The sequence below is a fragment of the Pseudoalteromonas sp. SWXJZ94C genome, from assembly GCF_015864385.1.
Lineage (GTDB): Bacteria > Pseudomonadota > Gammaproteobacteria > Enterobacterales > Alteromonadaceae > Pseudoalteromonas.
This window is the reverse complement of sequence record NZ_JADYXF010000016.1, coordinates 1-13,775: the sequence shown is the minus strand read 5'-3', so window position 1 is coordinate 13,775 and position 13,775 is coordinate 1. Positions and strand designations below refer to the sequence as shown.

Here is a 13,775-nt window from a genome sequence, read left to right as displayed (position 1 = left end):
TTACGCCCAACCTTCGTAGCGTTTACGACGCGACAACACTATTGTTAAAATAATACCTAAAAACAGACCCAAAAATGCGATAGCACCACCGTAAGTTAGCAATTGGCGTTTCTCTTTAGAGCTTGCTGCTTCTTTTTGAGTGCGCTCTTGTTCAAGCGTTGTTTTTAATTTAGTGATCTGATCAGATAATTGTAAGTTTTGATCAGTTAAAGTTTGATTTTGTTCTTGCAGTTGCGGAAGTTCTATTTGAGCTTGGCGAAGGTTTTCTTGCATCGTGCTCATTTCGCTACTAAGCGTTTTATATTGCTGATGTAATCCTGCTGTTTTAGTAACAAACTTAGATTCTATCCAACCTTCTCGATCTTTATCATCTTTAATTTTAATAAAGCCGTTTTCTTCAGCAGATAACAAGGTTAACTTTGTTCCAGCATCTACAGAGCCGAGTAGTCGATAATTTTTACTCGCACCAGAGCGCATAAATGTATATAAATTATCGATAATATAAGCGGTTTTTGCATCAGATGAGTTGGTTACTTGCGCTTCTTCTGCATAACTCATAAATGTGGTGGCTGTTAAAAGTAGCCCTAATAAACAATGTTTTAGCATTTATCTACCTTGTTGATCTAACTGCGTCCGTTATGAACATGATTTTTATTTCACATAAGTAGTTAGATAGTATGGATTAAATAACGTAATAGCAAGACTGATATTGTAACTCAGCTCTGGTTTTGATGGATAAATAAGGTTAAAAAATTTGCATTGTGGATGCGCTTTGTTTATTTTGAGCACTTATTTATTTTAAAGGTAATCCGCAAACCGAATGGATACTGAGATAGAACTGAAGTTTTTGGTGTCAGATGCCGTTATTCCACTGATCCCCTCATTAATTACTCAATTTGCAAAAACAGTTATTAATAAGCCATCGCGTAGTTTACAAAATGCTTATTATGATACGCCAAGCCGTGAGCTTAGAGCGCTTGATATTGGCTTTAGGACACGTTGTGCCGATACCCAATGCGAGCAAACTATAAAGCTTGCCGGTGAAGTTGTTGGCGGTTTGCATCAACGACCTGAGTACAATTTACCTATTGAGTCAAATCGTCCTAATTTAATGGCTTTTAATGCCAATATTTGGCCGCATGGCATGCAGGTGAGTAGCGTTTCTAAAAACCTATATCCTATATTTAGTACTAACTTTATTCGCCGTACTTGGTTAATCGAAACCGAAACAGGTGGCAAAATTGAAGTTGTTTTAGATAAAGGTGAAGTTGCAGCTGCGGGCAAAGTTGAGATTATTAGCGAGTTAGAAATTGAACTTGTTGAGGGAAGCCGTAGTGAGTTGTTTGCTTTTGCAGACCTATTGGTTAGCCAAAACTGTATTCGTTTAGGATTATATTCTAAAGCTGCTCGTGGTTATCGCCTTGCAGATGAAAAACCATTAAAACCAAGCAAGTCTATAGGCTTTGTTCAATTGCCAAGTAACGCAAGTCAAGAAAGTGCGTTAACAGCAGCAATGAACTTTGGTATTCGTTTTGTGCAAAAACATGAGCAATGCTATTTTGACAAGCCGAGCTTAAAAACACTAAAAAGAGTAACCGATGGCATTAGTTTAATCCGCCATACTTTTTGGTTATACGACGATATTGTGTCTAAAGAGAGTACAGATCATTTACGTACAGAACTTAAGTGGCTATTAAGTGAATTAGCATGGGTAGAAAATGCAATTCAGTTAAAAACATATACATCTAAACGCCATGCTTTTTATAAAAAAATAAATGCAGCTCCCGCGTTGGCGCAAGTTATCGGCGATTTAAAAGAACTACAACCGAGTATTGATGATATTAACGCATTGTTTCATAGCGCACGTTATAACCGCTTATTACTGTCACTAACAACTTGGTTGATTGATAAGCAATGGCGTAAAGATTGGGGACAAGTAGAGCTTCAAGCTGCAGAGAAACCTGTATCGTCAATTGCTAATAGACTTTTTAATAAAGACTGGAAAAACTTACATCAACTATTACCAAAAGAACAAACAATGGATGTTGTTGGTTATCTTGATTTACGTTCGCAGCTTGAAAATAGTCTACTAAGTGGTAATTGCCTCGGTACTTTATTTGATAAAGAAGAACGGTTAGAGTTTAGGTTACCTTGGTTAGATATTTCTCATGGTATGTATGAGCTGAGTACTTTGGAGTATTTAAAGCAACTATGTGCGGGTCAAGAGGATGAACATTTAGCAAAAATTCAATCTTGGCTTGATCAAAAATCTGAATATTTAATAAGTGCTATGGAGCAAAGCCGACTAGCTTCTTTTGATATAAAACCTTATTGGCAATAACAACAATGCATTTTTGTAACGTTAATTTTTTACAAAGGTGCATTAGTATTTTATTTTTAGTTCAATGTTTTAACGCTCACTCTGAGCCAAAATGGCAATTGTATAATAACAAAGATGGAGTAAGTGTGTATTATCAAAGCCACAGTGATAATACATTTGAAGTAAGAGGGGTAGTTACAGTAAGTAATGTAAATGCTAATGATTTTTTAGAATTGCTTAGCGATACAAACACCGCACCCCAATGGATAGAAAACGCCTCAAAAGTAAATGTTATTAAGCATTTAAGCCCATCCGAAAACCTTGTATATAGTTACTTTGACTCTCCTTGGCCTGTTGCTAATAGAGATGTAATTACTTATTCCTGCTACTCACAATTAACACCAACTCAAAGTCAGTTAGTAGTTAAGGCTAGAGCCGACTCGCTACCTCGTGCCAAAGGGGTTGTAAGGGTTATTACTTTAAATGCACACTGGTTGTTGACCAAACAAGGTGACGATTTAAATATTGCCTATCAGGTTTATGCTTTACCAGGCGGCTCTATTCCTACATGGCTTAATAATAAAGTGGGACTTAAAAGTACTCATAAAACCCTCGTAAATTTACGCAACATACTTATTAGCAAAGAATATCAAGCAAAACCGCCTATTATTAAAGCTGGTCAGTGTTAAATACCGAATAAATAATAATTTTATGGTGGGTTTCTCAGTATTTAACTAAGCTAATAATAATTACGCGCTATTATTTGGAGATTTAATGAAGTATTTAGTGGCTATATTATGTTTAATGCACAGTTTACTATTATTTGCTCAAGAGTATACCTTTGGTGTTGTACCACAGTATGAGCCACAAAAGCTAAATGCAATTTGGCAGCCTTTGCTTAAACAAGTAAGTAAACAGACCGGAGTGACGATTAAGTTAATTACGGTTGAATCGATCCCTGTATTTGAACAAGCTTTTGCTAATGGTGAATACGATTTTGCTTATATGAATCCTTGGCATAGTGTTATAGCACATGAAAAACAAGGATATTTACCGTTAATAAAAGATGCAGGGCGTAAACTTCAAGGTATTTTAGTTGTAAATAAAGACAGCGGTATTACTAAGTTAAGCCAACTTGAAGGGGCTGAGATTGCATTTCCAGCACCAAATGCATTAGGTGCTTCATTACTAATGAGAGCCGACTTAGCTTTATTATATGGAATAACTATTAAACCGGTTTATGTTCAAACCCATCCATCGGTCTATTTAAATGTAGCATTGCGCTCAACTATGGCTGGCGGTGGCGTAATGGGGACGTTTAAGCAACAACCAGAAAACTTACAGAATAAGCTTGATATACTTTATAAAACACGTGAAATAAGCCGTCATCCAATTGTTGCTCATCCAAGGGTTGACCCTGCAATACAGCTAAAAGTACAGCAGGCTATTTTAAGTATTGGACAAGATCCAGAATTTAAATATTTGCTTGAAGAGATCCCAATTATTAAGCCGAGTATTGCAACATTAGCTGAATACCAACAGTTAACCCAATGGGGCTTACGCTCATTTTATGTTGAAAATTAAAGGGTTTCGTAGCTTAAGAGCGCAAAGCTTTATTGTGGTATTGCTTTGTGGGCTACTAATGGCTTTTCTTTTTATATTTTACGCATTACCTGAACAAGCACGCTGGGTAAATGATGGTTTGTCAAAAGCAGCTCAGCGTTCTTTAGTTCAATTATCTACCTCGCTTACTACACCATTATTAACAAGGCAATATGCAGAGCTTTATGAAGAAATAGACAGCCAGTTGCAAACCCGTCCTAATTGGAAAAGCATAAAAATTGTTGATTCTGAAACAGGAAACCAGTTGTACCCTCTCGAAACATGGGTAGGGGCTAATGAGAATGGTGATATGTTGTTATTTCAACAGGTTGAATTTTTAGATAAATCACTTGCCAATATTAGCTTGGTTGTTAATTTTACAAATGAAATAAATGAATCATCAAAGCTTCATTACACGCTAATATATATACAATTTATAATTTTAGTTATAGTTTTTATTGGTGTAGCTTGGCTGGTGGATTATAGGGTTACATCGCCTTTAAGAACGCTTAAATTTGCTTTTGCACAGCTAGCGAAAGGTGATTTTGATTGCCACATTAATAAACAACAAAAAAACGAAGTTGGCAGTGTTATTAGTGCATTTAATAACATGGTTGATGAAGTTGCTAATAACCATCAAAAGCTAAATGTATTGCGTATACAAGCTGAATCAGCAAGCAAGGCAAAGTCTGATTTTATGGCAAGTATGAGCCATGAATTAAGAACACCTCTAAATGCAATTTTAGGTTTGTCTCAATTATATGAGTATGATGAACAAGCAAATAAAGTTCATAAAGAAAATGCGAAAAGTATTTACCAAGCAGGTGAGCATTTATTATTACTTATAGACGATGTGCTTGATTTAACTTCGATTGAGTCGGGTAATATGCAATTTAATTTTTCTTACGTTCCAGTTAAAAATATATTAGAAGAGTCAGTAGAATTAGTAACAGAACTGGTTAATGAGCAATCGATTACACTTACAACCCAAGGCTTTGAAGCACTTGAGGGGTTGAGTATTTATATTGATCAACGCCGATTTAAACAAGTAATGCTTAACTTGCTGTCTAATGCAATAAAATACAATAAGCCAAATGGCAGCATTAATGTTAACTGCAGAGTTTTAAGTACAAAGCAGTGTGAAATAGATGTAATAGATACAGGTTGTGGCTTTGCTCCTGATGATATTTCTCGTTTATTTAAACCCTTTGACCGTTTAGGCGCAGAAACCAGCAAAGTGAATGGCACAGGTATAGGCTTAGTGATTACCAAAGAGTTAGTAGAGCGTATGCAAGGCTCGCTTAGTGTGCACAGCAAGCAAGAACAAGGCTCATGCTTTACCTTAACTTTTAATGGTTTTGAACAAGCGCATTTACCTGCACAAGCACAAATACCAGAAGTAACAAAGCAAAATTTAGATGCAGTAACATTGCCTACTCTTGAAGTTTTAGTTGCTGAGGATCAGGTAACAAATCAACAAGTTTTAAAGCAACAACTAACCATGTTAGGAGTTAGCTCTACTTTTGTAAGTAATGGAGAACAAGCGTGGCAAATCCTGCAAAGTAATAACTTTGATATTTTATTAACTGATATTCAAATGCCTTTACTTGACGGATTAGGCTTAGCAAAAAAAATACGTGAACATAGCTCTTTTAACGAACTTATTATAATAGCAATTACTGCAAATATTACTAAAAGTAATATAGATAATTGTTATAACAGTGGGATGAATGACTTTTTAACAAAACCAATAGAACTTGTTAAATTAAAGATGCTACTAATGAAGCACTCGAAAGCATTGGTAAATACAAGTATAGAAAAACAAGATATTAAAGATATAGTTTCAGATAGCTTTGATCAATTAGATATTACACTATTAAAAGCGATGTTAGGCGATGATCCAGCTATTCACTGCATGATATTTAACGCATTTTTACAAACAGCAGGTGAGCAAGTAAAACTAATAAATGCTTACGCGATAAGCGAAAACTACACTGACTTAGCGTTTCAGGCGCATGGTTTAAAGTCTTCATCCAAATCAGTCGCTGCTTTAAAACTTGCCCAATTATGCGAGCACGTTGAATTGCTTGCAGAAAAGAAAGCTGTTAAAAGCGAAATAATAAGTGATTTAGAGTTATGTTTTAACGATGTAATAACTCAACTTAAAAGCTATTGTTTGCGACATGAAAAGCACACATAAAAAATGGCTCATAAAGAGCCATTTTTTTATGAGTGTTTTTTAGTATTTTGCAGCTTGCCCTTCTTTTGGTAAAGCTTGCTCAATAAAGTCGCGTAAGTCGTTATTAGAACTTTCTAAATCGGCATGGCGAAGGTACATCATGTGTCCACTTCTATAGCCTTTGAAACTCAAACGATCTTTCATTTTTCCGCTTGGATCTAATTGCCATAATGTATATTTAGCGTCAAAGTAATTGGTTGCGCCATCAAAATAGCCAGACTGAATCATTACGTTTAAGTAAGGGTTTTGCGCCATTGCCAAGCGTAAATTCTCACCTGTATTGTTACCAGTTCTATCCCACGGATGTACGTTGCCAAATAAGTTATATTTTACATCTGTTTTATAGTTTAGCTCTTCGCGTAAATAGTGATTAATAGCAGGTGTGAATGAGTGTAACCAAGACGTAAGTTCTGCCCAGTAGTCAGGAGATTCTCCAGCATCGCGTTTATCCATTCCTAAATAGCGAGAATCGAGACGACCAACAGTTTGTCCTCGTTCTCGTAGCAACTCTTTCCAAAAGAATTGAGTAGGGATATCTAAGTTATTTTGCTCAACAAACTTTTCTGATAAACCAGCGTAGTGCGCCATCTTTGTAATAACTCGACGTTTTTCGTCAGCATTAATAAAACCACCTTTAGCAAGTGCTGGAATTAATTCGTTTACAGTAAACAGCTCTACTTCAGGTAATAACTCATCTAGGTCTTTGGCTTGTAAGTCGGCTTTAAGCGCTTTGTGGTACCAAGCTGTTGCTGCAAAGTAAGGTAGGCGGTTAGCTGCTTTAATTGGGCCGTCGCGTTTAATACCAATATCGGTAGGTGATACAAGTACAACACCGTTTATATACATCCATTGACTGTTTTGTAGCTCATGAGCAAGACCAGATACACGTGTTGTGCCGTAGCTCTCGCCAATTAAGAATTTAGGAGAGCGCCAGCGCTCAGCTCTATTTACAAAAGTATTAAGCCACTCTGCAAGGTATTTAATATCGGCATTTACACCAAAAAACATTTTCTTTTGTTCTGCTTTAGATAAAATTTCACCTTTATCGTTTTCAAGTACACGAGAGTAACCAGTATTAACGGGGTTTACATACACAATATCGGCGATATCGAGTACGGAGTAAGGGTTATCTTTTACACCATATGGTTGAATAGGGTAGCCTTCGTCATCAATTTTTAATACGCGAGGACCCGTATATGCAAGATGCATCCATACAGAGGCTGAGCCAGGTCCGCCATTAAACGAAATTAATAATGGACGAGTTGTTCTATCGTCTACCTTATCGCGTGTGTAGTAAGTGTATTGCAATGTGGCTACGGCATCCCCTTTATCATCCCAAACAGGCTGTGTGCCAGTCGCTACAGTATAAGTAAAGCGCTGACCATTTATTTTAGCTTTATGCTGAGTTACAACTTTACTATCAACATCTATACGACGTTGATTATCTGCAAATGAGGCAGTGCTGAGTATTAATGCAATAACAGTTACCGGTAAACCGATAATACGACTAAGCTTCATGGAGTATCCTTATTATTGTTGATACGCTATTAAAGATAAAAATGAGATAAATAACAAAGGTATTGAGACTAGTGGCCGATAATACTGGTTAAGTAAAAATAATAAGTGTTAAAGAGCTGTGTAATGCACCTTATTAACACTATTTTATGTTTATTTATTTAGCTAATTACAAAAATCCGGTATATTTGCGTCCTAGTTTGTATCTTTTTTGTATACAAGCTCATTCAATAAATCTAATGGAATACGCTTTAATATTTAAAGCACATTACAACAATACTTACCGGATGTTTTATTTACTCTTTTTTGTAGTTTAAAGCTGCAAAAATATAGTTTTATTATTTTTTATTTGTAGTTACGGCTATAAAAATTAATCAGAAGTAAAGAGAAGGTCTATGCAAAGAGTATTAGTGGTAGAAGACAGTAAAGTAGTGCAACAGGTTCTACGCCACTTAACTGCGCAGTACCTTGATGTTGCAATTGATTTTGCATGGTCCTTAGCTGAATGCAAAACATATGTTGAAAAACATAATTATTCACTCGCCTTAGTTGATTTAACTTTACCCGATGCACCACACGGTGAAGTTGCGCAGTACACTTTAACTAAAAAAATACCAACAGTTGTTCTAACATCTAAAATTGATGAATATAAACGCCAGCAAATGCTCGAACTCGGTGTTGTTGATTATGTTATTAAAGATAATCGTGATTCGTATCATTACGCCGTTAAGCTAGTTGCTCAGCTATTAAGAAACCAAGGCTGTAAGGCACTTATAGCAGATGATTCAATGCTGAGCCGTTCTTTGATGAAGCAAATGCTTCAAAAACAGCTATTTGATGTAACAGACGCTCACGACGGTCAGCAAGCCCTTGATATATTAAAAGCTAATCCAGATATAAAATTATTAATGACCGATTATGCAATGCCTACAATGGATGGCTTTGAGCTTGTTAAAGCAGTGAGAAATTTTAGAGGTCGCGACGATTTGGCCATTATTGGTTTATCAGGTGCCGGCAAGCATGGTTTGTCTGCACGATTTATTAAATATGGTGCAAATGATTTTTTAACAAAACCATTTATGAATGAAGAGTTTCATTGTCGAGTATTACAAACAATGGAGCAGCTTTCTTTAATAGCCGACATAAAAGAAAGTGCCTTTAGAGATCATTTAACAGGGCTTTATAATCGCCGTTACTTTTATCAATATGCAGAAAAACTATTAAAAAATAAAAATCAAAAAAACACGCTCGCATTGCTTGATATTGATTTTTTCAAAAAAATTAATGACACATTTGGGCATGAAGGTGGCGATCAGGCTTTAAAACAAGTCGGTTCATTAATGCGCTCTACGTTTTCAAACTTTACGGTTGCACGAGTAGGCGGTGAAGAGTTTGCGATTATCTTACCTGATATAGAGCTTGCCCGAGGGCGTGAATATTTAGAAGCATTTAGAAAGAAAATGGCAAGTTATGATTTTTCTATTACAGATAAGCCATTAACCATCACAACAAGTATAGGTGTCGCAGATTTTCAAAATACCAGTCTTACTGATGCAATGCGCGTTGCCGATACAGCTTTGTATGAAGCTAAAAGTAGAGGTCGTAACTGTATTGTATAGAAAACAAAGCGTTGTCTGATTTAAGGTTTTTAGTCGCTTTTAAAGAAGAATAAAACACTCAATGCACCAATGTAGCTAACTTGTTAAATTAACGCACCTAGATGGTGCGTTTTTTTTGTCTTTTATTTTGCTTTTGAACTTAAGTTATTGTTTTTAATTTATATAAAATAGTGGCACAAAGGTTGGATTGTATCTATCAAACAGAATAACAATAAGCGTCCAAAGGGGGCCACTATGAAAATGATTAGTGCAATAATAAAACCATTTAAATTAGACGATGTGCGAGAAGCACTTGCTGATTTAGGTATTGAGGGGATGACTGTAGTCGACGTTAAAGGTTTCGGCCGTCAACGAGGTCATACAGAGTTATATCGTGGTGCAGAATACCAGGTTGATTTTATTCCTAAAATTAAACTTGAAATTGCAACACGTACTGAAAACTGTCAACGCGTTGTAGAAGCAATTACTAAAATTGCTTCAACGGGTAAAATTGGTGATGGTAAAATTTTTGTATACGACTTAGATCAAATTGTTCGTATTCGTACTGGTGAACTTGACGAAGAAGCGCTTTAAGGAGGCATCATGGAAAATACAATAATAGAACTAAAATTTTCACTCGATACCTTTTATTTTTTAATCTCAGGTATATTAGTAATGTGGATGGCGGCAGGTTTTGCCATGTTAGAAGCGGGTTTAGTTCGCTCTAAAAACACAGCAGAAATTTTAACTAAAAATGTCGCATTATACTCAATCGCTTGTACGATGTTTTTACTTGTTGGCTACAACATTATGTATGTAGGCAATGAAGAGGGTGGGATTATTCCATCAATAGGCGCTTTAATTGGCACGCAAGCGGCTGATGCTAGTCACTCTTTAGAGTCTGACTTTTTCTTCCAAGTAGTGTTTGTTGCTACAGCTATGTCGATTGTATCGGGCGCTGTTGCTGAACGTATGAAACTATGGGCTTTCTTAGGTTTTGCTGTTGTGCTTACGGGATTTATTTACCCAATTGAAGGTTACTGGAAATGGGGTGGAGGGTTTTTACATACAATGGGTTTTGTTGATTTTGCTGGTTCAGCAATTGTGCATGGTGCAGGCGCAGCAGCAGCATTAGCTGGCGTACTAATTCTAGGTGCTCGTAAAGGTAAATACGGAAAAAATGGCGAAATATATCCTATTCCAGGTTCTAACTTACCACTTGCCACGCTAGGTACATTTATTTTGTGGATGGGTTGGTTTGGTTTTAACGGTGGTTCGCAATTACTACTTTCTGATAAAGAAAATGCAACTGCGGTTGGTCAAATACTGCTTAATACCAATGCAGCTGCTGCAATGGGTGCAATTTCAGCACTGTTCGTATGTAAAGTACTTTGGGGTAAATCAGATTTAACAATGGTTTTAAATGGTGCATTAGCAGGCTTAGTTGTTATAACTGCAGACCCATTATCACCATCTCCGTTAATGGCTTGTTTACTTGGTTTACTTGGCGGTGCGCTTGTTATATTTAGTATTATAGCGCTCGATAAAATTAAAATTGATGATCCAGTTGGCGCTATCTCTGTTCATGGTTCGTGTGGTGCGTTAGGTATTATATTAGTACCACTTACCAATGGCGAAGCTAGCTTTGTTACTCAGTTAATTGGTCTTCTTTGTATCACTGGATTTGTTTTTATCACGTCGTTTATTGTTTGGACTGTACTTAACAAAACAGTGGGAATACGCGTTACAGAAGAAGAAGAGCTAAATGGTATGGATCAACATGACTGTGGTATTGAAGCATACCCTGAGTTTGTATCAGTTCGTAATGGCTAAAATATAGTTTTGTAAATTTATAGTGTGTTCACTCAAAGCTCTACTTCGGTAGGGCTTTTTTTGGTTTCAGGGAAGGTTAACTTTTGAGGTGTTAGGGTTATGGGCTATATGCTAAGATCCACTTTGCAAATAACCTTTGGAATAAATTACACTTAAATGGCTGATAATAAAAAAACACCTACCAGTAAGTCTCCAACTAAACGTGCGAGTAAATCATCGAGTACGCCACAAAAAGGTGCTTCTAAAAAAGCTAAAAAAACAACTGCTGTTGTTGCTAAACGCTCGTTTGTTAGAAAAACATGGTCTGTGTTTTGGAAGTTTAGCTTAGCTGTAATTATAGCGATGGCGATGTACTTCATTTATTTAGACTCAAAAATCACTCGTCAATTTGAAGGCAATAAGTGGCAATTACCTGCACAAGTTTATGCGCGTTCTATGGAGTTTTACCCAGGACAGTTTTTATCAAGCCAAGAAGTAATATGGGAACTTGAGCGATTAAATTACACGTCGGTAAATAAGCTAAGCCGTACAGGGCAATTTGTTCAATCTGCTGATAGCATCAAAATTTATCGTCGTGACTTTGAATTTTATGATGGGCTTGAGGAGTCTCATGTTATTGAACTTCGTTTTGCAGGACAAAAAGTAGCAACCATAAAAGATAAATTTGGTAGACGCTTAAATAACGCCAGATTAGAGCCCGTACAAATAGCGCGAATTGGTAACGACTCAAAACAAGATAGAGAGTTTGTGCCGCTTGATAAGTTTCCTGCAATGTTAAAAGATACGTTACTTGTTGTAGAAGATCGTAATTTTTATGAGCATCACGGGGTGTCAGTATTTTCTATTTTACGTGCACTTTATAGCAATATACGTGCAGGGCGCACCGTTCAAGGTGGTAGTACACTTACGCAACAATTAGCTAAAAATATTTATTTAACGCGCGAGCGATCACTTTTACGAAAAGTAAATGAGGCTTTTATAGCGCTTATTTTGGATTATCGTTATTCAAAAGATCAAATTTTAGAAGCCTACTTAAATGAAGTCTACCTTGGTCAGTCTTATAACCAAGGCGTACATGGTATGGGCTTAGCTTCTGATTTTTATTTTTCAAAACCTATAGATGAACTTGAATACGACCAAATAGCATTGCTGGTGGCTATGGTTAAAGGACCGTCTTACTACAATCCTCGTCGTTATAAAGAACGTACTATGGAGCGTCGTGACTTGGTACTTCGTTTAATGGTTGAAAATAAACTATTAAATACAAAAGAATATAGAGCATCGTTAAATAGACCTATCGATATTGCACCAATGAAAGCAAGTTTACAAAAATCGTACCCAGGTTATTTAGAGTTAGTAAACCGTGAGCTAAATAAGTTATTACCTGATCAGCAAACACTTGATGCAGGTGTAAGAGTATTTACTTATTTTGATTTGCAAAAACAAACGGCGATGGAAGAGTCGATTGAAAAAAGCTTACCGTATTTAGAAAATAGACCTAAAACCGAAAAGCTAGAAGCGGCAATGATCTCTGTTAATGTAGAAAAAGGCGGTGTATCGGCATTAGTCGCAGGGCGTGATGTTCGTTACTCTGGTTTTAATCGCGTTTTAGATACAAAACGTAATATAGGTTCTTTAGTTAAGCCTTCAGTATATTTAACTGCTTTACAACTTCCTCATTATAACTTAGCGACGTTACTAGATGACTCGCCATTACAAGTAACGAATGAAGAGGGAAAAGTATGGGAGCCAGAAAACTTTGATCATCAGTATCGAGGTGCTATCCCGCTTTATAAAGCATTTAGCCGTAGCATAAACATTCCCGCAGTAAATTTAGGGCTTGATGTAGGTGTAGATCAAGTAGCAAATACATTAAAAGGTTTAGGTGCTAAAGGCGCGATAAATGAATATCCTTCGCTGCTTTTAGGTGCTCTAGAAATGTCGAGTTACGAAGTTGCACAGTTATATACCACTATCGCTGCTGACGGTGAATACAGAGAGCTTACAGCTATTTCAGCATTAACCGACTCAGTGGGTAAAGTTCTTTATAAACATACTGTAAAGTCAGAACCACGTTTTGATAAAGGTGCTGTTTACATGACTAAATATGCCATGAAACGTGTAACGAAAGACGGCACTGCTAAGCGTTTAAATTTACACTTTCCGTCAATTCAACTCGCTGGAAAAACAGGTACTAGTAATGATTTACGTGATAGCTGGTTTGCAGGGTTTGATCAAAATACGGTAACAGTGGCTTGGTTAGGCAGAGATGACAACAAAAGTACAGGACTAACAGGGAGTGTAGGGGCGCTTGAAGCATATATTCGTTATTTAAAGCCACTTAACCCGCAATCTATAGCTGATACTCGACCACCTTCTATTCGCTGGGCTTTTGTTAATGAAGAAACGGGTAAACAAGCTCCGCCAGGATGCGGTAAGGTAATTCAGCTGCCACTTAGAGCAAGCGAGTTCGAGCCAAGACCACAGTGTATAAGGTAATAACTAAGTTAAACAAGAAAGCTGCTTTTTAGCGGCTTTCTTGTTTAACTGTTGCTCATAGGTTAGACATTAAGAGATAATTGGATTCAGGCCGCATTTTAATCGTCCTTTTTCTTTATCTCTTTTTGGGTTCGCTCTTCGTGCATATTTTGACAAAAAAATGATAGTT

General features: G+C 36.6%; 10 protein-coding genes. 8 read left to right on the top strand and 2 right to left on the bottom strand.

Features of this window, described 5'->3' with window-relative positions:
* Nucleotides 1-606 (bottom strand): TIGR04211 family SH3 domain-containing protein, encoded by a 606-nt coding sequence (locus I6F65_RS08655; protein ID WP_024611915.1) that lies wholly within the window; start codon nt 604-606, stop codon nt 1-3.
* Between the two features lie 214 nt (nt 607-820).
* Between I6F65_RS08655 and I6F65_RS08650 the strand changes: the two genes are divergently transcribed.
* The 4 genes from I6F65_RS08650 to I6F65_RS08635 all read left to right on the top strand — a co-directional run bounded on the left by I6F65_RS08650 (nt 821) and on the right by I6F65_RS08635 (nt 6,122).
* Nucleotides 821-2,341, top strand: a complete 1,521-nt coding sequence (locus I6F65_RS08650; protein WP_166110549.1) for a CYTH and CHAD domain-containing protein — start codon at nt 821-823, stop codon at nt 2,339-2,341.
* Between the two features lie 5 nt (nt 2,342-2,346).
* Complete coding sequence (locus tag I6F65_RS08645) at nt 2,347-3,009, top strand: START domain-containing protein (RefSeq protein ID WP_166110545.1); 663 nt, start codon at nt 2,347-2,349, stop codon at nt 3,007-3,009.
* Nucleotides 3,010-3,094: 85 nt separating this feature from the next.
* Nucleotides 3,095-3,904, top strand: coding sequence for a phosphate/phosphite/phosphonate ABC transporter substrate-binding protein (locus I6F65_RS08640; RefSeq protein WP_166110542.1), 810 nt, complete (start codon nt 3,095-3,097; stop codon nt 3,902-3,904).
* A complete protein-coding gene (locus I6F65_RS08635) occupies nt 3,891-6,122 on the top strand; it encodes an ATP-binding protein (protein ID WP_197112466.1) in 2,232 nt (743 codons plus the stop codon). The genes I6F65_RS08640 and I6F65_RS08635 overlap by 14 nt, the downstream gene beginning before the upstream one ends.
* Before the next feature lie 39 nt (nt 6,123-6,161).
* Here I6F65_RS08635 and I6F65_RS08630 read toward each other — a convergent pair whose 3' ends face one another.
* The gene (locus I6F65_RS08630) at nt 6,162-7,679 is read right to left on the bottom strand and encodes a S10 family peptidase (RefSeq protein ID WP_166110536.1); all 1,518 of its coding nucleotides are present in this window, start codon (nt 7,677-7,679) and stop codon (nt 6,162-6,164) included.
* A gap of 392 nt (nt 7,680-8,071) precedes the next feature.
* Between I6F65_RS08630 and I6F65_RS08625 the strand changes: the two genes are divergently transcribed.
* From I6F65_RS08625 to mrcB, 4 genes are all read left to right on the top strand, one after another.
* A complete protein-coding gene (locus tag I6F65_RS08625) occupies nt 8,072-9,295 on the top strand; it encodes a response regulator (RefSeq protein WP_024611921.1) in 1,224 nt (407 codons plus the stop codon).
* Nucleotides 9,296-9,529: 234 nt separating this feature from the next.
* Nucleotides 9,530-9,868: a P-II family nitrogen regulator gene (locus I6F65_RS08620; RefSeq protein WP_024611922.1), complete on the top strand. Its 339-nt coding sequence runs from the start codon at nt 9,530-9,532 to the stop codon at nt 9,866-9,868.
* Between the two features lie 9 nt (nt 9,869-9,877).
* Nucleotides 9,878-11,107, top strand: coding sequence for an ammonium transporter (locus tag I6F65_RS08615; protein ID WP_166110534.1), 1,230 nt, complete (start codon nt 9,878-9,880; stop codon nt 11,105-11,107).
* A 156-nt stretch (nt 11,108-11,263) separates the two neighbouring features.
* Nucleotides 11,264-13,606, top strand: a complete 2,343-nt coding sequence (mrcB, locus tag I6F65_RS08610) for a penicillin-binding protein 1B (protein ID WP_166110531.1) — start codon at nt 11,264-11,266, stop codon at nt 13,604-13,606.
* The last annotated feature ends 169 nt before the right edge of the window (nt 13,607-13,775 follow it).